This is a genomic window from Achromobacter sp. ES-001 (assembly GCF_019448355.1).
In the GTDB taxonomy this organism is placed as follows: domain Bacteria; phylum Pseudomonadota; class Gammaproteobacteria; order Burkholderiales; family Burkholderiaceae_B; genus Achromobacter; species Achromobacter spanius_B.
Genome location: NZ_CP079940.1, coordinates 6,382,925 through 6,407,944, shown reverse-complemented (window position 1 = coordinate 6,407,944; position 25,020 = coordinate 6,382,925). Strand labels below are relative to the sequence as shown.

Here is a 25,020-nt window from a genome sequence, read left to right as displayed (position 1 = left end):
CGCAAAAGCGGGGGCTTTTTTTATATTCGATCAATAAGAAGAATACGAAATATGCAGCGTAATCATCATTATTAAGTTGCCGATTTTATGATTTCGCGTTTCCGCTATATCGCGTGCTAGCCTCGTCTGGATTATCAAGACGAGGAGAACGTAATGATTCACCGCGGCCTTAACACCAAGAATAAAAGACAACGACGTGCACGCCCTCTATTGAGAACGGCATTGCCGATTTTGGCGGGCGTGTCATCCTCGATGCTATTGCTTGCAGGTGCGGCCTATGCCCAGAATCTGCCCTCGGGCGGCAAGATCACCATCGGGCAAGCCAGCATCTCCGAACCCAATCGCCTGTCGCAGAAAATCGAGCAGACCACCTACAAGCTGTCCATTGATTGGGACAGCTTCAATATTGCCTCGGGTAGTCGGGTCGATTTTCACCAGCCGCACGTCAACGCCATTGCACTGAACCGCGTCATCGGCAACGACGGCAGCAAGATCATGGGCCAGCTTAACGCCAACGGCCGCGTGTTCATTATTAATCCGAACGGCATCTTGTTCGGCAAGACGGCAAAGGTCAACGTGGGCGGGTTGGTGGGGTCCACACTGAACCTGAGCAATATTGATATGCAAGGAAACATACTGCGCTTTGTCGGCGATCGCGCGGCACCGGCAGGCGTTGTTAACGAAGGCGTGTTGGTCGCGACGGAGGGCGGAACGATCGCGTTGCTGGGCGGGCAGGTCGAAAACAAGGGTGTTATCCGCGCAAAGCAGGGCGCCATCGCGCTGGCGGCGGGTAAACGAATTACGCTCGGTGCTTCAGACGATGGACTGCTGAACGTGGAGATAGATCAGGACACCCTGAATGCGCTGGTCAGCAACCACAACGCGCTGACGGCGCAAGGTGGCCAAGTGACGCTTAAAGCGCGCGCCGGCGATGCCGTGGCGCATGCGGTGGTGAACAACCAAGGGCTGATCGAAGCACAAAGCTTGAATGGCCGCTCGGGCAATATCGTGCTGGACGGTGGCGTGCAAGGCACGGTATTGGCCGCAGGCACATTGAACGCCAGCGCGTTCAGTGGCAGTGCTGGCGATATTACGGTGCAAGGTCAACGCGTGGACCTGCGGGGCAATCTACTGGCGACAGCTGGCGGCGAAGGCGACGGCGGCAATGTTCTGGTCCAAGGTCGGCAAGTGCAGATGGAAGGCAGCGCACAAGTTGATACGCGCGCGGCCGCGGGCAACGGCGGCTGGTTGACGCTTGAAGCCGATCAGATCAGCGTGACAACGCAGGAAGTGCCGTTGGTCAGCGGCATCAGTGGCGAGCGTCTGAACCAGCAGTTGGCCAACAACAATATTGCGCTGACATCCACCCAAGCCGACATTCGCGTCCTGGAAGAGATCAGCTGGGATGCTGACACTACGCTGAGCCTGGATGCCAATAAATCCGTGCGGCTGAATGCGAATGTCGAAGCAAGTGGGGATAAGGCGGGGGTTGTCATAAACCACGGTACGGACGCGGACTATATCCTGGGCAAGGATGTCGCAGTGACGTTGCCGGGGTCACAAGCAAGCTTGCGTATCAACGGGCAGCATTATCAACTTATCCGCGATGTGCATGAGCTTCAGGCCATTGAGAAGGGTCTGGACGGTCACTACGCTTTGGCCAACCAAATCGACGCGAGCGAGACGGCGGATTGGAATGCGGGCAGGGGATTTGCTCCCATTGGAGGAGATCGATGGAGCACCAAAGACAGATTCACGGGGACGCTGACTGGCTTGGGACATTCGATCGACAATCTGACGATTAAATTCGATTCCTCGAATACCGTAAGACAGGTGGGAGTATTCAGCGCTTCCTATGGTGTGCTCCGGAATATCGGCGTGCTGAACCAGAACATTTCCGTCGACCGCCCCGACCGATTCAATTCCGTTGGGGGGCTGGTTGGCGCCAACCATGGTGTGGTCAAGTACGCCCACTCTTCCGGCCAGATCAGTACGTCGCAATACAGAGACTCGCTTGGGGGGCTTGTGGGCTTCAACGAGGGCGAGGTGCTTCGTTCACATTCCAGCACCGTGGTGCGAGGCGTTTCCGTCTATAGCGGTCAAGTCGGAGACGCCGGCGGCTTGGTCGGCGACAACGCCGGGCGCGTCGCGCATTCCTATTCGACAGCAGACGTTCATGGGGGGCTGGCGATGAGCGGTGGTTTGGTCGGTACAAACAGCCGCGAGGGAACGATCGAACATTCCTACGCAACGGGGAATGTCACTTCCACCTTCTATTCGGGAGGGCTGGCCGGCGTTAATCGCGGCAAAATCAGCAACAGCCGTGCTCGCGGCAACTCCGTTGGAGATTATGACTCCGGCGGTTTGACTGGAGTCAATACGGACACAGGGATAATCACCGATTCTCGGGCATCAGGAAACGCAACAACCCGTTCCTTCTTCCGAGGCGCGGGCGGGTTGGTCGGAAATAACGCCGGGTTGATCGATCGCAGCCACGCATCGGGCGATGCGAATGGCGGCCAGGATAGCGCGGTAGGGGGCTTGGTCGGAGAGAACACGCGACGCGGAACGATCCGCGATTCTTCCGCTAGCGGTACGGCGACTGCCGGCGCTCACAACCCCAGGCATCCGATCGGTACGATTGGCGGGCTGGTAGGCGGCAACGACGGTTTGATCGCGAATTCGTACGCTAGCGGCAACGCCATAGGGCGACACGATCAGGACGCAGTGGGGGGATTGGTCGGGCTTAATACCGGCGTGATCGAGCAGTCTTATTCCAGCGGAGCCGTCTCGGGCAACGGTATCAAGGGCAGTTTGGTGGGATGGAATGTCCACCCCGATTCCTATGGATCGATCAGCGAAATCCGCCAATCCTTGGGTTCCGGCGCTGTTGACGGTGAAGACGGCCCCCAAGTTGGCATCGACCAAGGCACCTTCGACTGGTAATCATCCCGCCCGCTGAAACACCTCAACCAGATAATCAATAAACGCCCTGGCCCGGGCAGTTTGATTTCTGCGTTGCGGATAATACACAAAGAGGTCGGCGGACGGCAGCGTGTAGTCGGGTAATACCACTTGCAGCCGTCCGCTTTTTAAATACTTGGCCAGATCCCATTCCGAGCGGATCAATATGCCATGGCCGTCCAGTGCCCAGCCCAGCACGATATCCCCGTCATTACTGGACAGCGCCCCATCCACCTTGATTGCCACGCTTTCGCCTTCGCGGGTGAATCGCCAGACGCCGTGTGCTTCGTCGTTTTGCGTATGCAGGATGCAGCGGTGCGAGGCCAGATCGGCCAGCGTGGCGGGGGTGCCGTGCTTGTCCAGATAGCGCGGGGACGCGCACAGGAAGCGGCCGTTGGACATGACGCGCCGGGCGCTGAGGCGTCTGTCGGGCAGTTCGCCGAAACGGATCGCCAGGTCGAATCCGCCTTCCACCAGGTCCACCGGCCGGTCCGTCACGTCCAGCTGTACCTGCACGTCGGGATAGCGCTTGGCAAAGTCCGAGACCAGCGGGGCGATGGTGGTGCGGCCGAATCCCAAGGTGGCGTTCACTTTCAGCGGGCCGCGTGGTGTGCCGCCGCTGCTGGAAACCGCGTCTTCCATCGCGCGCAGGTCTTCAAGGATCTTTGACGCGTGCGACAGGTAGGTTTCGCCCTCGGGAGTCAGGCTGAGGTTCCGGGTGCTGCGGTTGACCAGCCGCACGCCCAACCGCCGTTCCATCAGCGCCAGGCGCTTGGTGGCGGCGGGGGGCGTCAGGTCGAGTTCGCGTGCGGCCGCCGAAAGGCTGCCCACCCGGGCCAGATGGATGAAGAACTCCAATTCGGACGCGATGTCGGTTTTCACTGAAAGTTAATAATCAAATGAATATGGGTGAATCTTAGTGCGGGTATTCGCCTCTACGCTAGGGGTTCTGAACTTACCCGCGCCGCCACAGTCGGCGCATCAGGAGACACCTCATGAGAATCGTCGAGATCCGCGAACAGACGCTGCCCATCAGCTCGCCCATCCGCAACGCCTATATCGATTTCAGCAAGATGACGCTGAGCCTGGTCGCCGTGATCACCGACGTGATCCGTGACGGCAAGCCGGTGGTGGGCTACGGCTTCAATTCGAATGGCCGATACGGCCAGGGCAAGCTGATGCGCGAGCGCTTTATTCCGCGGGTGATGGAAGCCGACCCAGAATCGCTCGTGGACGCGACGGGCAAGAATCTGGACCCGCACAAGATCTGGGGCGCGATGTTCACGAACGAAAAGCCGGGCGGCCATGGCGAGCGCTCGGTGGCGATTGGCACCATCGACATGGCGGTGTGGGATGCGGTCGCCAAGATCGAAGGCAAGCCGTTGTTCCAGTTGCTGGCGGATCGCTACGGCAATGGGCAAGCCGACCGCCGCGTGTTTGTCTACGCGGCCGGCGGGTATTACTACCCGGGCCAGGACCACGGCAAGCTCAAGGATGAAATGCGCGGCTACATCGATCGTGGCTACACGGTGGTGAAGAAAAAGATTGGCGGCGCGTCGCTGGACGAGGACCTGCGCCGCATCGATTCCATCTTGAGCGTGCTGCAAGACGGGCAGAAGCTGGCGGTGGACGCCAACGGCCGCTTCGATCTGGATACGGCCATTCAGTATGCCAAGGCGCTGTCGCAGTACGACCTGTTCTGGTACGAAGAGGCGGGCGACCCGCTGGATTACGAGTTGCAGGCCACCTTGCGCAACTACTACAACAACCCGATGGCGACGGGCGAAAACCTGTTTTCCATGCAGGACGCGCGCAACCTGATCCGATACGGCGGCATGCGCCCGGACCGCGATTGGCTGCAATTCGATTGCGCGTTGAGCTACGGGCTGGTGGAGTATCTGCGCACGCTGGACATGCTGCGCGAGCACGGCTGGTCGGCCAGCCGCTGCATTCCGCACGGCGGCCACCAGATGTCGTTGAACATTGCAGCGGGCTTGGGCCTGGGCGGCAATGAAAGCTACCCGGACCTGTTCCAGCCATTTGGCGGCTTTCCCGATGGTGTGAAAGTCGACGGCGGCTACGTCACGATGCCGGAACTTCCCGGCATCGGGTTCGAAGGCAAGTCGGACCTGATCGCCGTCATGCGGCAATTGTCGGCGTAGGGCCGGCCTACCAGCGATACCGCAACGTCGCCATCACCGTGCGTTCGGCGCCCCAGTAGCAACTAACGGCCGTGCCCAGGCAGTTGGCGACGTAGCGCTTGTCGAACAGGTTGGACACGTTCAGCGCGACTTGCGCGCCGGCCAGGGTGGGGCTGACGCGGCCAAGGTCGTAGCGGATGGCGGCGTCCACCAGGGTGACGGCGGGCAGGGCGTAGCGGTTGTTCAAGTCGCCGTAGAAGCCGCCACGGTACGTGACGCCCGCGCCCACGCCGACGCCTTGCAGCGGACCTTCGCGCAGGGTGTAGTCGGCCCACAGCGCGGCTTGATGGCGCGGCACGAAAATCATCTGGTTGCCGCGCTGGGCGGCGACGTTGGTCTTGGTGACTTCGCTATCGCTCAGCGCATACGACATCGTCAGGTCCAGCCCGCTGTCAAAGCTGGCCTTGCCTTCCAGCTCGATGCCCTGCACCTGCGCTTCGCCCGTCTGCACCACAAAGCTGGTGTTGACCGGGTCGGGCGTGCTGACGTTTTTCTGCGTGATCTGGAAGGCCGACAGGGTGACAAAGCTGTCGTAGCCCTCGGGCTGGTATTTCACGCCGGCCTCGTATTGCTCACCCGTAGTGGGCTTGAGCGGCGAGCCGTCGCGCGTGATGCCGGTCATCGGCTGAAACGACGTGGAATAGCTGAAGTACGGCGCGATGCCGTTGTCAAAGCGGTAGGTCACGCCGGCGCGGCCGGTGAAGCGGTCGGCATCGGCGCTGCGCGACGTCCAGCCCCATTGGCCGCCGCTACCCGCGACGCCGTTGTCGGTGGTGCCTTCGGTCCAGTCATAACGGCCGGCGAAGGTGAAGCGCAGACGGTCCAGTTCAATCTGGTCTTGCGCGTACAGGCCCAACTGGCTGCGCGTCATGTTGATTTTGGTGGCCGTGGGCGGGCGCGTCACGGACGTGCCGTAGTCCGGGTCGAACACGTTGAACAGCGGCGAGGCCGGGGGCAGCATCAGGCCCAGGCTGCTTTCGTTATAGCGGGATTTTTCGCGCAGGTAGTCCAGGCCGAAGGTGATGTCATGGCGCGTGGGACCGGCGTTGAATTTGGCATTCAACTGGTTGTCGATCTGGAAGGTATGCGACGTTTCCGGAAACGCCCAGGCGTAACGGATGGCCTGCGTGTCCGACACCATGGCGCCGATCTGCACGCGCCGCGTGTTGGTGTCGACATTGGTGTAGCGGGCGCTTTGGCGCAGGCTCCACGTGTCGTTCAAGCGGTGGTCCAGCGTGTAGCCGACCATGGTTTGTTCGTTGGTGAAGATGTCGTATCCGGGCTCGCCGACAAAGCGGTCGCGCGGGATGTAGCCCGCCGTGGCGCTTTTTTCCAGCGTGCCGATGACGGGCAGCACGGGGGCGCCGCCGCCGCCGTGGCTGGTGATCTTCTGGTACTGCGCGCTGACGTTCAAGCTGGTGTCGGATGACGGGCGCCACGTGAAGCTGGGCGCGATGAACTGGCGTTCATCGTCTACGTGCTGGTATTGCGTGTCGCTGTCGCGCAGCGTGCCCGTCAAGCGGTACAGAAACTTGCCTTCTTCGTCGGCGGGGCCCGAGAAATCGAACGCGCCTTGATAGCGGTTGAAGCTGCCTGCCTGCAACACCACTTCATTGATGGGTTCGGCGGTGGGGCGCTTGCTGGTCATGTTGACCAGGCCGCCTGGCGCGCTTTGCCCATACAGTCCGGACGACGGGCCTTTCAGGATTTCGATGCGTTCCAGGCCGTAGGTGTCGATGCGCGGTTGCGAATAGCCGCGCGCGCCGAAGGGCAGCAGCAGTCCGTCCAGATAGCGCGACGGCGTGAAGCCCCGCACGGTCAGCCAGTCATAGCGCACGTCGTTGTCGCCGTATTGGGCGAAGACGCCGGGGGTGTAACGCACGGCTTGCGCGACCGAGGTGACGCCGCGCTCGTCCATTTCTTTGCGGGTAATGACGTTGATCGTCTGGGGCGTGTTGATCAGTTCGGCATCCGATTTGGTGCCCGAGCGGCTGCGCGTGGCCACATAGTCCGCGCCGGAGGTCGGCGACGCGTCGCGCACCCCTTGCACCACGACGGGGGCCAGGGTGGTGACGCCGTTACCGGTGGCTTGGGCGGGCTGGGCGGTTTGCGCGATGGCAGAGGCGGATGCGGACGCCGCAAGGGCGGCCAGCAACGCCAGCGGCAGCGGCTTGACTGAAAAGGACACGGTGTTACCCCTGGATCAATTTATAATTAACAAGAATCATTTCTGTGCGTCGGCATGATTCCAGATCCCGCTTTTGCTGTCTGACGTTTTTTCGGCGCCGTTTGACGGTTTTGCTGCTGCCCCGTTTTTGCGCCCCTTTCCCATGCCCGCCAGCGCCGCCGCGCCCTTGCCCATTCTGTCTCTGCCCGAGCCCAGCACCGCACCGCCCAAGCGGCACGAGTGGTGGCGCGGCACGCTGCCGACCGTACCGGCCACGGACGACTGGGAAGACGTGATCGAGCGCGTGCTGAGGGTGGACGACGGCGTCAGCCTGGTGGTGCTGGACGGATCGCCCCGTCGGACGCTGACGATTCCCGCGCCGGGCGCCCCGGTGTTCGGCATGCAGGTCTGGCTGGAAGGCGAGGCTGTGCTGGCGGTGGAAGGCGGCGAGCCCCTGAAGGTGGCCGGTGGCGCGGCGCTTTTGTTCAACCACGAACACGCCGTCGGCTGGGCAACCCACCTGCCGGCCCATCGCCGCGTCCGGATGATAGACGTGCGCTACACGCCGGACGCGTTGACGCGCGCAAGTGGTTCGATGCCGGTTGCGCTGCTGCGCAAGCGGTTTCACCGCGACGTCAGCGTGCCGGCGCAAGGATCACTGGTGGCATCGCTGGATGCTCCGACCAGCTTGCTGGCGCTGGCGGGCAGCCTGACCGGCGAGGCCCCACCCGCGCCGGAAGCGCGGCGGCTTTGGTATTGCGCCAAATCGCTGGAAATGCTGTCGGCCTTTGTGCAATTGCTGTCGTTGCCCGACGCGCTGGCGGGCCCCTTGGCGCACGAACATCAACGCGTGCATCGCGCGTGCGAGCTATTGCGCGATCGCTGCGCCGAGCATTGGCCGCCGGGGCGCCTTGCCCGGGAAGTGGGCCTGTCTGAAAAGCGGCTTCAGCAGTTGATGCGTGAATGCGTGGGCAGATCGGTGCATGCGTATTTAAGCGAAATGCGGCTGGCGCGCGCATCGGATCTGTTGCAAGCAGGCATGAGCGTGACGCAGGCGGCGGGCGAGGTCGGCTTTTCCAGCCTTAGCCATTTCAGCAAGGTCTTCAAGGCGCGCTATGGCGCGTCGCCACGGTCCTGGTAAGGTGCAGCAACGCCGGCCAAGTCTTGCCGAGCCCGGTTCGGGCCTGCGTTGGCGCATCGCAAGGGGCACACCACCATGACGCAAAACATCTATGACACTGCCGAGTTTTTCGAGGCTTACAGCCAGATGGCGCGGTCGGTGCACGGCCTGGACGGCGCGCCCGAATGGCCGGCGTTGCGCGCGCTGATTCCACCGTTGCAGGGCCGCCGCGTCGTGGACCTGGGTTGCGGCTTCGGCTGGTTCTGCCGATGGGCGCAGGCGCAGGGCGCCAGCGAGATACTGGGTCTGGACGTGTCGCAAAACATGCTGGACCGGGCTCGTGGTGGCACGCCTGCCTCGGCAGCCGCCGGCGGCATCGTGTATCAGCGCGCCGACCTGGAACAACTGCAACTGCCGCCGGCGGCTTACGACCTGGCCTACAGCTCGTTGACGCTGCACTACATCGAGCGGCTGGCTGAGCTTTTTGCCACCGTCCATCAAGCGTTGGTGCCGGGCGGGCGTTTCGTGTTCTCGGCGGAACACCCGATCTACACGGCGCCCGCCAGCCCCGCCTTCGTGCAGGACGCCTCGGGCCGGCGCATCTGGCCGCTGAACCAGTACGCCGTTCAAGGGCCGCGCACCACGGACTGGTTGGCCAAGGGCGTCATCAAGCAGCACCGTACGCTGGGCGCTTATCTGAACTTGCTGATCCAGACCGGGTTCACCATCGCGCACGTGCAAGAGTGGGCGCCTACCCAGGAACAACTGGCCGCCCAGCCCGCGCTTGCCGAAGAGAGGGATCGGCCGATGATGGTGCTGGTGGCGGCGACCCGATAGGCCGAAACATTTGGTTTCACAAAACCCACTTGCGTTGTCTATCTAGTAGTAGGTAAGATCCATCCATCGACGCAGCACACGCAAAACGCCGCTGACGCCGAAGCCAGAAATACAGTAGGACCGCTTTTTTATTTCCCCGGTTGTCTACCTACAAGTAGATAGCTAAACCAAAAACCGTAGCTTAATCGAATCAACGCAAGCCTCGTTTATTCATCTGGAGATCAACCATGAAGACGCTCGTATCCGCCCTGATTTTGTCCGCCTCGTTCATCGGTGCCGCTGCTCAAGCCGGCGAACTGGACTACCCGCCCGAATTGAACACGGCCAGCACCGTGACGCGTGCCCAAGTGCAGCAAGAACTGGCCGCCGCCCGTGCAAATGGCGAGCTGGTGTCCGGTGAAGAAGGTTACGCCGCGACCGCGTTTGCCTCCGTTGGCGCCGACAAGACCCGCGCCCAGGTCAAGCAAGAACTGGCCGCTGCCCGTGCTCAAGGCCTGACCGAAAGCGGCGAACTGGATTACCCGCCCGTTCAAGGCTGATTTTTTTACGCGCTTGTCTATCTAGTCATAGATAGCTTCACAAACGCGACGTACCCCTGATCCGCATCACGCAGCATCCCTTTCTACTGGAGATTCACCATGAAGACCCTCGTATCCGCCCTGATTTTGTCCGCCTCGTTCATCGGTGCCGCCGCTCAAGCCGGCGAACTGGACTATCCGCCTGAACTGAACACCGCCAGCACCGTGACGCGTGCCCAAGTGCAGCAAGAGTTGGCCGCCGCCCGCGCGAATGGGCAGCTGGTGTCGGGCGAAGAAGGCTACGCCGCCACGTCATTCGCGTCGGTTGGCGCCGACAAGAGCCGCGAACAGGTCAAGCAGGAATTGGCCGCTGCCCGCGCTCAAGGCCTGACCGAAAGCGGCGAACTGGACTACCCGCCCGTGCAAGGCTAAGCCGATGCCGGCACATGCGAACCCCGGGGGGCGGGATGTTTCCCGGCCGGGGTTCGCACGGGCCAAGGCCCACACCCTAGGGCGGCCACCAATGACGGACCGACCTATTAGTAGGTAATATTCAGCCATGGACACCCCGACCCCCAACACCACCCGAGACCTGCTGCTGGCGCACGCCGAGAAGCTCATCCGCACGCGCGGATGCAATGGTTTCAGCTACCGCGATCTGGCGGAGCATGTGGGCGTGAAGACGTCCAGCATCCACTACTACTTTCCCGGCAAGGACGACCTGTTGTATGAAGCAGTCGAGGCCTACAGCGCGCGCGCGCTGGGCGCCGTCCGTGCCATTGATACCGCGCAGCCTGCCCAGGCGCAGCTGGAGCAATACCTGTCGATGATGGAATCGCGGGCTTGCGGTTCGGGCGAACTGTGTTTGGGCGGCATGTTGGCCGCCGACATCATGAGCCTGTCCGACCGCGTGCGCGGCGCGTTGCAGGGATTTTTCCGTGCCCACGAAGCCTGGCTGGCGCGTGTGCTGGCTGAAGGCGCGGCGCAAGGGACGCTGAAGTTCTCTGGTACGGCCGATGCGGCCGGCCGCGCGGTGTTTGCCACCGTCCAAGGTTGCCTGCTGGTGTCGCGGCTATTCCAGCAGCCGCCCGCATTGTGCGAGGCCATCCGTGCGTTGTATGTGGAGTGCGACAAGGCAGCCAAGCCCGCCGCAGCCGCATCCGAATCCGCACCCACTGTGTAACTGCGGCCAGACGTAAAAAAATCGCGACGGCGCGGGTTTTCGCGCCGGTCAGCGCTCCGCATTGAGCAGCCAGCAGTCAGCAGTGAATCCGATTTCCCATCACGGCCGCCCGGCATTTGCAGGCGGCCGTTGTCATTGCGCGATCAGTGTTGCAACGCGCGCGCCATGTCCACGCTGGTGCGTTCTTGCATGCCCAGGTCTCGCATGCGTTGCAAGAACGCGGTTTGTGCGTCGGCGAATCCGGCCACGGGGCTCATGCAATCGGTCAGCAGGACGATGCGGGACAGGTTGCCGCCGGGCAGATGCTCGGCCAGATGTTCGACGGTGGCGCGCACGCAATGGCTGCCGGCCTCGCCCGCGACCAGAATCAGGTCTGAGCGATCCAGCGATCCCAGCAGCGCGCGGTTCAACTGGCTGCGCGGATCGTCGGGGTCCGGCACTTCGGCCATCAAGGCGCTGTAGTGCTCGGTCCACGGGTTGGTGCCTTTGGGCACCTTGCGCACGATGAATTGGCCGGCGTCTTCCCAGCGGTTGTACGCGGCGCGCACGTCGGGATGCACGTTGTGCCCCCAGGTGCCGATCTCGCAATGCACGGGCCACACCATCAGCGTGTAGCGGCCGCGTGCTTCCAGTTCGTCCAGGTAGGTGGCGGTTCGGGGCAGGTCGTCGGCATGGCGTGGCACGAACTGGCCGGCGCGCAGCTGCGCGGCGGTTATCGGCGTGTAGGGGGCGACGGGCTCGCCTTTGCCGGTGTGCCAGAACGTGGGATGCGCGATGTCGACGCGATGGTGGGAGTCCAGCGTTACGGTGATCGAGGTCAGTGCGGAGGCGGTGGCGTCAATGAAACTTGCCAGCCGCTGCATGTCGGCATGCGCGCCGGGCACGGGCAGCGCGGGCCGCGTGGCTTGGCCGGTCAGCGGGTCGCGCGGCAGGTAGGGCTCGGGCAAATCGCAGAAGTCGTTCTGCGGATCGACGATCAGTAGATGGACGGAACGCGGCATGGCGAAATTCGATTGGGACTAAACCGGAATATAGACCGGGATCGCCGTTGTTCACTAGAACAGGACCAGATGTTCGGCGCGGTCGGGCAATTGACGCAGCAGCGCCGTCCATTGCCGCCAGAGGCAGGCGATGAGGGCCAAGACGGCCAGCGCGATCAGTATCCACATGACAAGCTCCTGTCCATATTTCGCACGGCCGTGCGAAATTGAGCGATTAAAACGCCGGCACCGGCCGGCAAGGGGGGCGGACGATGCCGCCTGCGTCAAATCAATCCGGATCGAGCCACAGGCGTGTTTGCACGCCTGTCACGCCACCCGTCATTCTGAAATCGTGAAGCTGCGGTACGTTGATATCAGCCTGTCATAGGCCGCCCGCACGCGCGCGGGCGCTTGCGGATCGCGCAGGAAACGCGCGTCATGCATCAGCCCGATCATCAGGCTGTACACCTCGAAGACGAGTTGTTCGGGGTCGGTATCCGGTCGGAGATGGCCGGCGTCCAGCGCCTGGCGCACCGTGCGGACCATGGCGGCGCGCCATCGACGCAGGTTGTTTTCCAGCAAGGCGCGCAGCGGCGATTCCACATCGTCGTATTCGAACGCGCCGGCCACGTAGACGCAGCCCGTGGCCATTTCCACGTTGCTGGCGCGTTCCACCCACAGCGATACCAACGCGGTCAAGCGGGGCAGCCCGCGCGGGTACGCCATGGCAGGGGTGAAAACGGCCGCCACAAAGCGGCGGTCATATTCGTCCAGCACGGCCTGCTGCAAGGCTTCCAGCGAGCCCACGCGGGAAAACACACCGCTTTTGCTGATGCCCAGCCGCTTGGCGACCTGGCCCAGCGACAGGCTTTCCATGCCCTGGGTGGCGGCCATGGCCAAGGCCGCGTCCACAATGGCCGCGAAGGTCAGCTCGCTTTTTTCCGTTCTGGCAGTCATGAAGCGGAATTTAGCACGGTCGTGCGAAATTTGCCGGCTATTTTCTTGCGGGCAGTTGCGAGTCGCGAGTCGCCAGCCGCCGGTCGGCAGTCCACATGCGCTGGCGCGAGCCTGATGCAGAGCAAAAAAACCGGACAGCTCAAGCTGCCCGGTTTGGTGTGCAATGATCCGCGCGATTGGCGGTCAGGCCTGCGCGGCGGCCTTGAATTGCAGACGGTACTTGTGCAGCAACGGTTCGGTGTAGCCGTTGGGCTGCGTCAAGCCTTCGAACACCAGTGCGCAGGCCGCCTTGAAGGCCAGCGACGTGTCGAAATTGCCGGCCATCGGCTGGTAGAGCGGGTCGCCGGCGTTCTGGCCATCAACGACCTTGGCCATGCGCTTGAAAGTTTCCGTGACCTGCTCCTGGTTGGTCACGCCGTGGCGCAGCCAATTGGCGATGTGCTGGCTGGAAATGCGCAGCGTGGCGCGGTCTTCCATCAGGCCGACGTTATGGATGTCGGGCACCTTCGAGCAGCCCACGCCCTGGTCGATCCAGCGCACGACGTATCCCAGGATGCCCTGCACGTTGTTGTCCAGCTCCTGCTGGATGTCGGCGGCGGACCACTTGGACGGATCGCCCACCGGCACGCTCAACAGCCCGCCCAGCAAGTCGTCGCGCACGCTGTCCAGCTTGGTGCGTTCCAGTTCCTTCTGCACCGCTTGCACGTCGATCTGGTGATAGTGCAGCGCGTGCAGCGTGGCGGCGGTGGGCGAGGGGACCCAGGCGGTGTTGGCGCCGGCCTTCGGGTGGGCGATTTTCTGTTCCAGCATGGCGGCCATCAGGTCGGGCATGGCCCACATGCCCTTGCCGATCTGGGCGCGCCCGCGCAGGCCCGTGTCCAGGCCCACCAGCACGTTGTTGCGTTCGTAGGCGGTGATCCAGGCGGTGGACTTCATGTCGCCCTTGCGCAGCATCGGGCCCGCTTCCATGCTGGAGTGCATCTCGTCGCCGGTGCGGTCCAGGAAGCCCGTGTTGATGAACGCCACGCGGGATGCGGCGGCGCCGATGCACGCTTTCAGGTTGATGCTGGTGCGGCGTTCTTCATCCATGATCCCCATTTTCAGGGTGTTGCGCGGCACCTTGATCAGGTCTTCGACGCGGTCGAACAATTCGCTGGCGAAGGCCGCTTCGGCCGGGCCATGCATCTTGGGCTTCACGATGTAGACGGACCCGGTGCGCGAATTCAGCTTGGCGGTGCGGTCGTGCAGCGCGGCCAGGCTGGTGACGACGGCGTCCAGAATACCTTCGGGGATTTCCTGGCCGTCCCGGTCAAGAATGGCCGGGTTGGTCATCAGGTGGCCCACGTTGCGCACGAACATCAACGAGCGGCCGTGCAAGGTCAGCGCGCTGCCATCCGGACGCGTGTACTGGCGGTCGGCGTTCAGCTTGCGCGTGAAGGTTTTGCCGGCCTTGGTGACGGCTTCGGTCAGGTCGCCCTTCATCAGGCCCAGCCAGTTGCGATAGATGTGCACCTTGTCGTCGGCATCGACGGCGGCAACCGAGTCTTCGCAGTCCATGATGGTGGTCAGCGCGGCTTCGACCAGCACGTCTTTCACGCCGGCGGCGTCGGTGCTGCCGATGGCGTTGGCGCGATCTATCTGGATTTCAAAGTGCAGGCCGTTGTTCTTGAGCAAGATGGCCGTGGGGGCTGACGCGTCGCCTTGGTAGCCGGCGAATTGCGAGCCGAATTTCAGCCCGGTGACCACGCCCTTGGCCAGGTTGACGCGCAGTTGGTCGCCTTCAACGGTGTAGCTTTGCGCATCGGCGTGCGAGCCATTGGCCAGCGGGGCGGCCGTGTCCAGAAAGCTGCGTGCGCGCGCAATGACCGCGGCGCCGCGCTCGGGGTTGTAGCCCTTGCCCGTATCGCCGGGCGTGGCGGGGATGGCGTCGGTGCCGTAAAGCGCGTCGTACAGGCTGCCCCAGCGTGCGTTGGCGGCATTCAATGCATAGCGCGAGTTGGACATCGGCACGACCAGCTGCGGACCGGCTTGCTGCGAGATTTCGGTATCGACGTTGTCGGTGGTGGCTTGCACGCTTGCCGGTTGGGGCAGCAGGTAGCCGATGCTTTCCAGAAACTTGCGGTAGGCGGCCGGGTCGGCGATGGGGCCGGGGTTGGCGCGGTGCCAGGCGTCCAGCTCGGCTTGCAGACGGTCGCGTTCGGCCAGCAGGGCGCGGTTCTTGGGCGCCAGGTCATGTACCAGCGCCGCAAAACCCTGCCAGAAGCTGTCTGCATCCAGGCCGGTGCCGGGCAGGGCTTCCTGTTCGATGAATTGGGTGAGATTGGCCGCCACTTGCAGGCCGTGTTGCTGGGTGCGTTGAGTCATGCGGGTCTCTAGCGGTAAGAAGGGCTGGCCGGCGCCGGGCGCCGGGCGAATCTGTCCTGACATCATCGTTCGCACCCGCGCCCATGTCTACCCGAAAACCAACTGGTCATACCAGTTTATTTAGTCGCCGTAAGACAGGCAGGCAATTTTTATGTTTTTATATCAGCACCTTACAGAGGTGTGGCGGATAGCCGAAACCCCATGGCCGGCTTGGTCATACCACTGGTGCGGAGATTGCATGTACGCGGAAACAGAAGAAAAGCCTCGCCAGGTGGCGGATGAAGTCGCCGAGCGAATCGAGCGCCTGATCCTGGATGGCGTGCTCAAGGCGGGGCAGGCCTTGCCGTCTGAACGGCGGCTGACCGAAAAGCTGGGCGTGTCGCGCACCGCGCTGCGCGAAGGCCTGAAGCTGCTGCGCGCGCGTGAAATCATTCACACCGCGCAAGGCAAGGGGTCCTTCGTGGCGCACATCTCGAAGGTGGATGCCGGGCCGCTGATGCACCTGTTCAATTCGCAGCCGCGCACGCTGTACGACCTGCTGGAAGTGCGCTCGTTGCTTGAAGCGGAATCCGCCCGGCTGGCTGCCATCCGGGGCACCGAAGCCGACTTCATCATGATCCGCCGGCGTTATGACGACATGGTTGCCGCGCAGGGCACGGCCACCGACACAGCCACGCACGCCCATCTGGACCACGCGTTTCACCTGGCGATCTGCGAGGCGTCGCACAACCCGGTGCTGGTGCATACGCTGCAATCGCTGACCGACCTGCTGCTGGGGTCGGTTTTTGCATGCGTCAATAACCTGTATCACCGCGAACCGGAAAAGCGGCAGATCGACCGTCAGCACACCCGGCTGTACAACGCGGTGACGGGGCGCCAGCCCGAACAGGCGCGCAAAGCCGCCGCCGACCATGTGGACAGCGTGCGGCAGAGTTTGTCGGATATCGAACAGGAAGAACAGCGCCTGGTGCGCGCGACGCTGCGTCTGGAAGGCTGGACGTAGCGCCGAATGGGCTGGGGCTGGGGCTTGGGCTTGGGCTCGGGCTGGGGCTTGGGCTTGGGCTGGGGCGCGGGCCTTGTCGGCCCGACGGGCATGGCGTGTTAACGGTCGGCCGTTGCGCAGCCGGCCAGCGCCAGCGGCTTGCCGGCGTAGACGCGGCCAAAGCGGTTGTTCAGCAAGGCGTCCAGGTCGATGGCTTCCTGGCCCACAAAGCCCTTTTGCGGCAAGACGCCTTGCGCCACCAGGTCCAGCGCGGCGCAAATGCCGGCGGCGGTGGACAGCTGGATCGCACTCAGGCGGTGGCCGTCCACATCGGCGCCGAACACGCGGATGGGATAGGACTCTTCTTCCAGCCGGCCGTGCCGATGGCCGGATGCCGACGCCTGGATCACGATGACGTCCTGCTCGGTCGTGGGAATGGCCGACTCGAAAATATCCTTGAGCAGATCGCGGCGATCTCGCAGCCGCAGGTCGTTCAGCAGCAACTTCATGATGTTGCAGTGGCCGGGGTAGCGCACGGACTTGTAGTCGACGTTGCGGGCGCGCCCCAACAACGTTGCGGGCAGCGTGCCCAGTCCGCCCGACGTGTTGAAGGCTTCGTATTCAACTCCGTCCAAGGCAAAGGTTTCGTAGCCTTCCAGCGCGGGCACGCTGGTTAGTTTGCCGTCGACGATGGCCTCGCAAGGGTTGCAGTATTCGTTGATCAGGCCTTCGGTGCTCCAGGTCAGGTTGTAGCGCAGGCTGTTGGAGGGGTAGCGCGGCAGGGCGCCCACGCGCATGCGCAAGTCCAGCAAGGTGTCGAAGCGGCGGGCCAACGCGTTGCCGACGATGCCGATGAAGCCCGGCGCCAGGCCACATTGCGGCATCAACACGCTTTGCACATCGCCCGCCAGCGCCTGGATGGCGTGGGTGCTGGCGACGTCTTCGGTCAGGTCAAAATAATGGACGCCCGCGCGCGCGCAAAGGCCTGCTATGGCGGTGGCGCGGTGGAACGGCAGGGCGTTGACGACGGCGTAAGCGCCTTCGATGCAACGCGCCACCGAGTCGTCGTCGCTGATCTGGCGCGTTTCGCAGCCCAATTCGGCCAGCACGCCCAGCCGGGCTGGATCCTGGTCGGCAACCAGCACCGAGTAATCGCCGCTGCGTTCGAGCATCAAGGCGATGGCAAAACCGATTTTTCCGGCGCCCAGCAAAACGATGGGGCGGGTGGCTGACGTGGACATGGTGCGGCTCCTGCGGATGGGGGGATGGGGTGGCCTCATCCTATGCGGGAGTGCTGTCGATTTGTAGAACCTAAAGCGTCGTAACGGCTTAAGTTATCGACAAAACGACTTAATAAGTAGTCGAATCGTCAAAAACAAAGCCCCCGGGCGTTTGCCGAGGGGCTTTCGATGGGGCTGTCACGGCCTTTTCAGGCCAGTGGATCAGCTGCCCATGGGGGGGTAGTCCATGTTGCCGAAGGTCACCAGGCCTTCTGCCTTGGCTTGAGCCAGTTGCGATTCAACTTGGGCGCGGCTCAGCGACGTGGTGTGTTCAGCGGCGGCGACGGGCGGGTAGTCCAGGTTGCCGAAGGTGACTTTGCCGGCGTTCTTGGCTTGGGCCAGTTCAGCTTGAACTTGTTGCGAGGTCAGGCTGGACTTCTGGGCGATGGGGGCGGGGTAGCCTTCTTCGCCAAACGTGTATTGACCCGAGACCTTGGCTTGTTGCAGTTCAGCTTGCACTTGAGCGCGGGTGGGGGCTTGGTCGGCTTCGGCGGCTTGCGCGCCAGCGGCCAGAACGGACATGGACAGCATCAATGCGGTAGCAAGGGTTTTCATAGCAGACCTCCGGTGTCTTGTGAGCTTGGGATTCGAACCGCTGGCGTCATTGCCCGGGGTTCGCTTGCTGTGTCCCGATGAGATGCATTCTGTGCTCAAACAACCTCGGGATAAACCCTTATTACCTGAAAACATCTTTCCAAAAAATGTACTAATCGATGTGGATTTCACCGGATGGCACCATAGATGGCGATATTTCCATCTGATGACACGATAGGTTGTGGTCGGTGGTGACCCCTGTTGACCATTCGCATCCGCGTCCGCCCGGCAAAGTGGCCGGGGTCGCCGAAAAACAAAGCCCCGGCTTTGGACCGGGGCTTTACGGGGCGGCGGTGGCTGTGAGTGCCTGACGCCGCTTAGCGATTCAGTTCCACCAGCGCCGCGTTGTACTCGGATTGGGCTTCTTCCAGCTTGCGCTGCGCCTTATCGATCTTGTCCTGCTTGCCCTTGGCGCGGGCTTCCTTCAGCTCTTGTTCGCGCTCGGACACTTTGGACTGCTTCTCTCGCACGTTTGCTTCGCGTTGGGATTGCAGGCGGCTGTCGGTGCAATTTGCCCGGGCTTCGGCCAAGGCCTTTTTCAAGCCGGCTTCGCGGCGCGTGTTGTTCTGTGCTTGCGCAGCGGCAATGTCGTTTTCGATTTCGCAGAACTTGGCGGCGCAGCCTCGTTGGGCCGAGCAATCGGTGGCGGCCTGAGCGGGCAGGGTGCCGAACACGGCGCACGCAGCGGCGGCGGCGGCCAGGGATTTAACGAAAGAGGGCATGCGGTGTCTCCGTAAGGCGTTGCGGAAACACCATGATGGCCTGATCTGGCGCAGGCGGCAATGCGGCGGCCGGTGGTTGGCGGCCGGGCCGGGCCGGCGCCGGCGGTGCGCTGCGGCCCGCCCTGGGGCGTCGTCCTTGGCGGGCCAAGGGATCAGCAGACCAACGGATCCCGCGGACCAACGGATCAGCGGACTGACGGATCAGCAGCTCACCGGATCACCGGATCAGCGTGCCCGCCAACGCCGCTGCCACCAGCAGCGCGCCCAGCCACAGATTGGCGCGAAACAGCATGAAGTTGCGGTCGGGGCGCTGGATGTCGAACACCTTCAGCTGCCATGCCAGATGCACCGCGACGGCCGCCATGCCAACCTGGTACGCCCACGACAAACCCATGGCGTAACCACCCCAGGCCCACAGCAGGACGGTCGCGGCGTAGAAACCGCCGATCCACAATTTGCCTTGATCGCCAAAGCGCATGGCGGTGGAATGCAGCCCCAGGCTGCGGTCGTCGCGCACGTCGACGTACGCATAGATGCTGTCGTAGCCCACCTGCCAAAGCACCGCGCCCAACCACATGGCGATGGCGGCCAGCGGCACGACGTTTTGCGTGTCGGACCAGGCCATCAGCATGCCCCAGTTAAAGCAGATGCCCAGCACCACTTGCGGCCAGTACGTGACACGCTTGCACAGCGGATAGATGAACACGAAGGGCAGCACGGCCAGGGCCAGCCAGCGGCTCATTTCGTTCAGGAAAAACAGCAGCGATCCGCATACAAGCAGCTGCCCGAGCAGGAACCACACTGCGTTCTTCATCGACAGCTGGCCGCTGGTCAGTGGCCGGAAGCGCGTGCGTTCGACGTGCTTGTCGAAGTTGCGGTCGCACATGTCGTTGACGGTGCAGCCGATGCCGCGCATCAGCAGCGCGCCCAGCGAAAAGACGATCAGCCGTTGCAGGTCCGGCAGACCACCGGCCGATTGCACCAGCGCGGCTACGGCCGGCAGCAGCGTCAGCCACGTGCCGATGGGCCGATCCAGCCGGCACAGGCGGGCGTAGGGTCGCCAGGATTTCGGAAGCCAGCGTTCGACCCAGTCGGTGAAAACGATGTCGCTGAGGTCGACGGGAGGTTGTTGCGAGGCGCTCACTGTCACGGTCAGAATTTGGTCGGGAAAGCCGACAGCATAAAACAACGGCCGGGCGTTGCGCCCGGCCGTGGAAGATCAATCGCCTTTCAGGGTGCGGCTTTCAGGCCGCATTGCCTAGAAAGCTACGGTTTGCTTATGCCGTGTATTCCTTGAGCAGCTTGCCCAGGATGGCGATGCCGGTGCGGATCTTGTCTTCCGGCACGGTGGCAAAGCTCAGGCGCAGCGTGTTCTGCTTGCCCACGCCGCTGTAGAACGGCGCGCCGGGCACAAAGGCCACGTTTTGCGCGATGGCCTTTTCCAGCAGCTTGGTGCTGTCCATGTGCTCGGGCAGCGTCAGCCAGATGAACATGCCGCCTTCCGGCTTGGTCCACGTCACGGTGGACGGGAATTCGCGCTTGATGGCCTCCAGCATGCAGCTGCCCTGGGCGCGGTAGATTTCGCGCACGTTGGGCAGGTGCTCTTCCAGGAAGCCGTCCTTGACGATTTCGTACACGGCCATCTGCGTCAGCGTGGGCGTGTGCAGGTCGGTCGCTTGCTTGGCCTGCACCAGCTTGTTGATCAGCGGACGGGCGCCGGCGATATAGCCCAGGCGCAGGCCCGGGGCCAGTACCTTCGAGAACGTACCCAGGCGCACGACGTTGGCGCCGTATTCGGCGGCCAGCGCCACCAGGCCGGGCTGCGGCTCGCCTGCGTAGCGCAGTTCGCCGTAGGGGTCGTCTTCAATGATGGTCAGGTTCAGTTCGGCGGCGCGCTTGACCAGCGCGATGCGGCGTTCCAGGTTCAGCGTGCGGCCCGTGGGGTTCTGGAAGTTGGGCAGCGCATACAGGAAGCGCGCGCCGTCGGCCAGTTCGGGCGTGATGGATTCGGGGATCAGGCCGCCTTCGTCGGTGGGCACCGGCACGAACTTCGGCTGGTACAGGCTGAACGATTGCAGCGCGCCCAGGTAGCTGGGGTCTTCGACCAAGACCTTGCTGTCCTTGTCGATCAGTACCTTGCCCAGCAGGTCCAGCGCTTGCTGCGAACCGGAGACGATCAGGATCTGGTCGGCGGCAACGTTGGCGCCCGCGCGGTTCAGGTCGTCGGCAACCCATTGGCGCAGCGGGGCATAACCTTCGGTGGGGCCGTATTGCAGGGCCGCGCGGCCGTTGGTGGACAGTACCTTGTCGAACGCAGCACGTACCACTTCTACCGGGAAGCCGCCGGGCGCCGGCAAGCCGCCAGCGAACGAAATGACTTCGGGGCGCTCGGTGACCTTGAGGATCTCGCGGATGGCGGAGCTGGTAAGTTGCTGGGCGCGTTCCGAAAAGGAAAACGCAGGTTCGAGAGGCTTGTCCATGGATTGCTTCTTGAAGAAGAAGGGTAAAGGGAGAGGCTTGTGTAGGGGACTGCGACAAAAAAGTATTGTCCCATACGGTAGCAGCCCGGCCCCTTTAACGCGCGGAACCCCTAAAATCACCTGCATCGAAAACCGCCTGTACAGTTACATTTATCGCCATGTTCGAAGCCGCCCCGATCGTCGCCGAGTCCAAGTCCGCCCTGTACGCCGAATTGGTCGCGCAGGCCCGCGCGCTGCTGGAGGGCGAGCCCGACCGCATCGCCAATGCCGCCAACCTCAGCGCGCTGGCGTACCAAGCCTTGCCCGATCTGAACTGGGCGGGCTTTTATTTCTTTGACGGCACCGAACTGGTTCTTGGCCCGTTCCAAGGCAAGCCGGCCTGCGTGCGCATTCCGCTGAATCGCGGCGTGTGCGGCGCGGCCGCCAGCCAGCGTCAGACGCAGCTGGTGCCGGACGTGCACGCATTTCCCGGCCACATTGCCTGCGATGCCGCGTCGCGTTCCGAAATCGTGGTGCCGCTGGTGCATCAAGGCGAATTGATCGGCGTGTGGGATGTGGACAGCCCCGTGCCCGACCGCTTCGACGAAGACGACCGCCAAGGCATGCAGGCGCTGTGCGCCGTGTTCCTGGCCAGCCTGGGCTAAGCGCCGGCCGTTGACACGCCAACGGCCGCCCGGTAGATTTCCGCATCAGCCGCCGACGCGCGTCTTATTGATTTATTCATTCATGATTCATCAGGCCATCCAATCCGCTTCCTGTATCCGCGCCCTGGGCGTGGTGCTGGCTGCCGTCGGCCTGAAATCCAAAAAACAGCCGCTCATCTGACCGGAGCATGCTGTTCCGTCAGATGGGCGACGGAACAGCGGCCTTCTGGCGGCGCTTTGGCGCCTCTTGCGCACCCCTGATATCCCGAGCACTTCTGTACGGTCCAACCGCGGTCCGCTTACATCGAAGGAGTGTTCTCATGTCCATTCAACAATCTGTGTTCCAAGGCGTGTGGGTGCCGCTGGTCACGCCGTTTTCGGGCGGTGCTGTCGACGGGGGCGCCTTGCGTCGCCTGGTGCGCCACTACGCGGCGGCGGGCGTCGACGGGCTGGTCGTGTGTGGCAGCACCGGCGAGGCCGCCTCATTGGACGACGCCGAGCAACTGGCGGTGCTGGACGCCGTGCTGACCGAAGCCGGCCGGTTGCCCGTCATCATGGGGCTGGCGGGCAACCATCAAGGGCACGTGCTGCAACGCCTGTCCGCCTTTGGCACGCGGCCGCTGGCCGGCATCCTGGCCCCGGCGCCGTATTACGTGCGAGCGGGCCAGGACGGAGCCGCCGCCTATTTTCGCCGCCTGGCCGATGCTTCGCGCTTTCCCCTGGTGCTGTACGACATTCCCTACCGCACGGGCACAACGCTTGAGACATCGACGTTGCTGTCGCTGGCCGCGCATCCGAACGTGGCGGCCATCAAGGATTGCGGCGGGTCGCTGGACAAGACGCTGGCCTTGATAACCGACGGCCAGATGAATGTGCTGGCGGGCGAAGACCTGCAAACCTTATCGGTGCTGTGCCTGGGCGGGGCGGGCATGATCGCGGCCGCCGCGCATGTGCGGCCCGATCTGTTCGTCGCCATGTACCAAGCGGTGCGCGCACAGCAGTTGGACGTCGCTCGGCGGTTGTTCCACGCCTTGACGCCGGTGATCCGCCTGGCCTTCGAAGAACCCAACCCCGGGCCGCTGAAGGCGCAGCTGAGTCGTCAAGGCTTGTTGATCGACGAATTGCGGCAGCCGATGCCGGCCGCCAGCGCGGCGTTGGCGGTGCGTCTGGATGCGGCCGTTGCCGGCCTGAACCGCCAGTTTCCTTGCCAGTAGACGGAAGTTAGGCCGCGATCACGTTGCGGTCCATCAGCTTTGTGTTGCCCGGATTCATTTGGTAATAAATGCCCTACCGGGATGCTGACGGATTGCTTATGATGCGGCCATTCTTCGGGGTGAAACAAAACGTTCATGGCCCAAGCTTTTGAAGCCTTGTCCGCCTGGCAGGTGATGCTGGCGGGGCTGCTGTTTTTCGGCGGCATCTATCTGGTCTTCGGCGCGGCTACCTGGCTGCTGACCCAGCACGTGTTGCCCGCACTGGGCATCGGCAAGCCGCTGGATCCGCGCCCCTTGGGGCCCGGCCAGCTACGCCGGGAACTCGCGCAATCCGGCCTGTCCATCCTGCTGTTCGGCACCGGCATGATTTTCCCGTGGGGCCTGCTGCAACTGGGCTGGGCGCATCTGGACCCGAACCCCAGCTGGCAAAAAGTCGTGGTCGAAATCCTGGTGCTGGTGGCCTGGAACGATGTCCATTTCTGGGTCAACCACCGCTTGCTGCACACCAAGCTGCTGCGTCGTTTCCACCTGCCGCATCACCGCTCCGTGGTCACGACGCCGTTCTCGACCTACAGCTTTCACCCCATCGAAGCGCTGATGCTGGGCAACGTCATCATGCTGCCGATGGTGTTGCACGATTTCAGCTTTTGGGCGCTGGCGTCGGTGCCGCTGTTCAGCCTGTTCTTCAATTGCATCGGCCATGCCAACTACGACTTTTTCCCCAAGGTGTCCTACGCGCATTGGTTCGCCGCCAGCCGGCGTCACCATCTGCATCACGCCTGCTACAACGGCAATTACGGTTTTCAGTTTACGTTTATGGACCGCCTGTTTCGGACGCGCCTGAAGGCCGAGGCCGCGGCAAACCAGCTGGATGCATTCCAGCGCAGAGACGCTGTTGGCGGCAAAGCCTGACACCCGGCGGCGCCTGCCGTCCTTGCGCAACCGGCGCGACTGGCAAAGCCTGGCCTACCTGGCCACGCTGCCCGCGCTGGCGGCCTGGCAATGGGTGTACGGATTCTGGTGGCCGCTTTACGCGCTGATGCTGTTCTTGACGCTGGGCATCGGTGTCATCCACCACAACCACACCCACATCCGCATGTGGCGCGGCCGCTGGACCAACCGCGCAACCGATTTCTGGATCACGCTGCTGCAAGGGCACCCGACCTTCGTCTTTTACCCGGCCCATGTGGCGAATCATCATCGCTACAAGCATGGTGCGCGCGACGCCGCGCGCACCTATCGTTTTGGCGGCGACACCAACCACCTGTGGGGCTACGTGCTGCACCCGTTTCAGGCGGGCTGGGTGCTGTACCCGATGTTCTTCGGGTGGCTGGGCCGGCTGCGCCGCCACTGGCCGGGCGCCTGGCGCTACAGCGTGGCGCAATACGGGGCGTGGCTGGGGCTGTGGGGTGGGCTGCTGGCCGTGAACCCCGTCAAGGCGCTGGTGTTCGTGATCGTGCCGCAACTGCATGGCCTGCATTGGTTGCTGGCCACCAACTACTTGCAGCACGCCCATGCCGACGGCGGGCCGCGCCATGTTGCCGGCCTGAACTACGCACGCAATTTTGAAGGGCTGGTCAACCCGTTGCTGTTCAACATCGGCCTGCACACCGCGCATCACGAGCACCCGCGCGCGCATTGGTCCGAACTGACCCGGCTGCATCGCGAACACTATCGCGCGCGCGTCAACCCGGCGCTCAATGAAGCGGGGCTGGTGCCGTATATGTTCCGTGTCTTCGTGCTGGGCGCCTTCGTACCGCGCCTGCGCAGCCGTTCCTGCATGGCGCCCGAGCATGTTCGCTAGCGCCTTACC

The 25,020-nt window shown here is 63.2% G+C and carries 22 protein-coding genes; 12 read left to right on the top strand and 10 right to left on the bottom strand.

The genetic code is table 11. The features are described from left to right. Positions 1-153: 153 nt before the first annotated feature. Positions 154-2,946: a GLUG motif-containing protein gene (locus tag KYT87_RS29015; protein ID WP_219991427.1), complete on the top strand. Its 2,793-nt coding sequence runs from the start codon at positions 154-156 to the stop codon at positions 2,944-2,946. On the opposite strand, the gene KYT87_RS29010 is transcribed toward KYT87_RS29015, so the two are convergent. Beyond that, the gene (locus KYT87_RS29010; RefSeq protein WP_219991426.1) at positions 2,947-3,846 is read right to left on the bottom strand and encodes a LysR family transcriptional regulator; all 900 of its coding nucleotides are present in this window, start codon (positions 3,844-3,846) and stop codon (positions 2,947-2,949) included. A 113-nt stretch (positions 3,847-3,959) separates the two neighbouring features. Here KYT87_RS29010 and KYT87_RS29005 point away from each other — a divergent pair, with 113 nt between their 5' ends. Next, positions 3,960-5,126 carry a mandelate racemase/muconate lactonizing enzyme family protein gene (locus KYT87_RS29005; RefSeq protein ID WP_219991425.1) on the top strand — a complete coding sequence of 389 codons (1,167 nt, stop codon included), beginning with the start codon at positions 3,960-3,962 and terminating at the stop codon, positions 5,124-5,126. A gap of 7 nt (positions 5,127-5,133) precedes the next feature. On the opposite strand, the gene KYT87_RS29000 is transcribed toward KYT87_RS29005, so the two are convergent. After that, positions 5,134-7,353, bottom strand: coding sequence for a TonB-dependent siderophore receptor (locus KYT87_RS29000; RefSeq protein ID WP_120157298.1), 2,220 nt, complete (start codon positions 7,351-7,353; stop codon positions 5,134-5,136). A gap of 142 nt (positions 7,354-7,495) precedes the next feature. On the opposite strand from KYT87_RS29000, the gene KYT87_RS28995 reads away from it, so the two are divergent. The 5 genes from KYT87_RS28995 (at position 7,496) to KYT87_RS28975 (ending at position 10,990) form a co-directional block, all read left to right on the top strand. Then, a complete protein-coding gene (locus KYT87_RS28995; protein WP_046803122.1) occupies positions 7,496-8,473 on the top strand; it encodes an AraC family transcriptional regulator in 978 nt (325 codons plus the stop codon). A gap of 75 nt (positions 8,474-8,548) precedes the next feature. Continuing rightward, positions 8,549-9,289 carry a bifunctional 2-polyprenyl-6-hydroxyphenol methylase/3-demethylubiquinol 3-O-methyltransferase UbiG gene (locus KYT87_RS28990; RefSeq protein ID WP_219991424.1) on the top strand — a complete coding sequence of 247 codons (741 nt, stop codon included), beginning with the start codon at positions 8,549-8,551 and terminating at the stop codon, positions 9,287-9,289. Positions 9,290-9,516: 227 nt separating this feature from the next. Beyond that, complete coding sequence (locus KYT87_RS28985) at positions 9,517-9,828, top strand: DUF4148 domain-containing protein (protein ID WP_104142507.1); 312 nt, start codon at positions 9,517-9,519, stop codon at positions 9,826-9,828. A gap of 99 nt (positions 9,829-9,927) precedes the next feature. Next, complete coding sequence (locus KYT87_RS28980; protein ID WP_046802924.1) at positions 9,928-10,239, top strand: DUF4148 domain-containing protein; 312 nt, start codon at positions 9,928-9,930, stop codon at positions 10,237-10,239. Between the two features lie 127 nt (positions 10,240-10,366). After that, complete coding sequence (locus KYT87_RS28975) at positions 10,367-10,990, top strand: TetR/AcrR family transcriptional regulator (RefSeq protein WP_120157296.1); 624 nt, start codon at positions 10,367-10,369, stop codon at positions 10,988-10,990. A gap of 143 nt (positions 10,991-11,133) precedes the next feature. Here KYT87_RS28975 and KYT87_RS28970 read toward each other — a convergent pair whose 3' ends face one another. From KYT87_RS28970 to KYT87_RS28960, 3 genes are all read right to left on the bottom strand, one after another. Beyond that, positions 11,134-11,991, bottom strand: a complete 858-nt coding sequence (locus KYT87_RS28970; RefSeq protein WP_104142510.1) for a cysteine hydrolase family protein — start codon at positions 11,989-11,991, stop codon at positions 11,134-11,136. A 318-nt stretch (positions 11,992-12,309) separates the two neighbouring features. Further along, entirely contained in the window at positions 12,310-12,927 is a 618-nt protein-coding gene (locus KYT87_RS28965; RefSeq protein WP_219991423.1) for a TetR/AcrR family transcriptional regulator, read from the bottom strand. 183 nt (positions 12,928-13,110) lie between these two features. Beyond that, positions 13,111-15,291: a malate synthase G gene (locus KYT87_RS28960; RefSeq protein WP_219991422.1), complete on the bottom strand. Its 2,181-nt coding sequence runs from the start codon at positions 15,289-15,291 to the stop codon at positions 13,111-13,113. A gap of 238 nt (positions 15,292-15,529) precedes the next feature. Between KYT87_RS28960 and glcC the strand changes: the two genes are divergently transcribed. After that, entirely contained in the window at positions 15,530-16,294 is a 765-nt protein-coding gene (gene glcC, locus KYT87_RS28955; RefSeq protein ID WP_046802929.1) for a transcriptional regulator GlcC, read from the top strand. A gap of 98 nt (positions 16,295-16,392) precedes the next feature. Here the strand turns inward: glcC and KYT87_RS28950 are convergent, their stop codons facing one another. The 5 genes from KYT87_RS28950 to KYT87_RS28930 all read right to left on the bottom strand — a co-directional run bounded on the left by KYT87_RS28950 (position 16,393) and on the right by KYT87_RS28930 (position 21,349). Further along, on the bottom strand, positions 16,393-17,514 hold the full coding sequence (locus tag KYT87_RS28950; RefSeq protein ID WP_219991421.1) for a saccharopine dehydrogenase family protein: 1,122 nt from the start codon (positions 17,512-17,514) through the stop codon (positions 16,393-16,395). Between the two features lie 201 nt (positions 17,515-17,715). Continuing rightward, complete coding sequence (locus KYT87_RS28945) at positions 17,716-18,108, bottom strand: DUF4148 domain-containing protein (RefSeq protein WP_219991420.1); 393 nt, start codon at positions 18,106-18,108, stop codon at positions 17,716-17,718. A gap of 356 nt (positions 18,109-18,464) precedes the next feature. Further along, positions 18,465-18,869, bottom strand: coding sequence for a DUF1090 domain-containing protein (locus tag KYT87_RS28940; protein WP_046802932.1), 405 nt, complete (start codon positions 18,867-18,869; stop codon positions 18,465-18,467). A 217-nt stretch (positions 18,870-19,086) separates the two neighbouring features. Next, on the bottom strand, positions 19,087-20,013 hold the full coding sequence (gene ubiA, locus KYT87_RS28935; protein ID WP_046803123.1) for a 4-hydroxybenzoate octaprenyltransferase: 927 nt from the start codon (positions 20,011-20,013) through the stop codon (positions 19,087-19,089). Between the two features lie 133 nt (positions 20,014-20,146). Further along, positions 20,147-21,349, bottom strand: a complete 1,203-nt coding sequence (locus KYT87_RS28930) for a PLP-dependent aminotransferase family protein (protein WP_046802933.1) — start codon at positions 21,347-21,349, stop codon at positions 20,147-20,149. Between the two features lie 158 nt (positions 21,350-21,507). Between KYT87_RS28930 and KYT87_RS28925 the strand changes: the two genes are divergently transcribed. From KYT87_RS28925 to KYT87_RS28910, 4 genes are all read left to right on the top strand, one after another. Beyond that, entirely contained in the window at positions 21,508-21,993 is a 486-nt protein-coding gene (locus KYT87_RS28925; protein ID WP_050448331.1) for a GAF domain-containing protein, read from the top strand. Positions 21,994-22,313: 320 nt separating this feature from the next. After that, entirely contained in the window at positions 22,314-23,207 is an 894-nt protein-coding gene (dapA, locus tag KYT87_RS28920; RefSeq protein WP_104142518.1) for a 4-hydroxy-tetrahydrodipicolinate synthase, read from the top strand. 135 nt (positions 23,208-23,342) lie between these two features. Beyond that, a complete protein-coding gene (locus tag KYT87_RS28915) occupies positions 23,343-24,119 on the top strand; it encodes a sterol desaturase family protein (RefSeq protein WP_046802936.1) in 777 nt (258 codons plus the stop codon). After that, complete coding sequence (locus tag KYT87_RS28910) at positions 24,079-25,011, top strand: fatty acid desaturase (RefSeq protein ID WP_219991419.1); 933 nt, start codon at positions 24,079-24,081, stop codon at positions 25,009-25,011. The genes KYT87_RS28915 and KYT87_RS28910 overlap by 41 nt, the downstream gene beginning before the upstream one ends. The last annotated feature ends 9 nt before the right edge of the window (positions 25,012-25,020 follow it).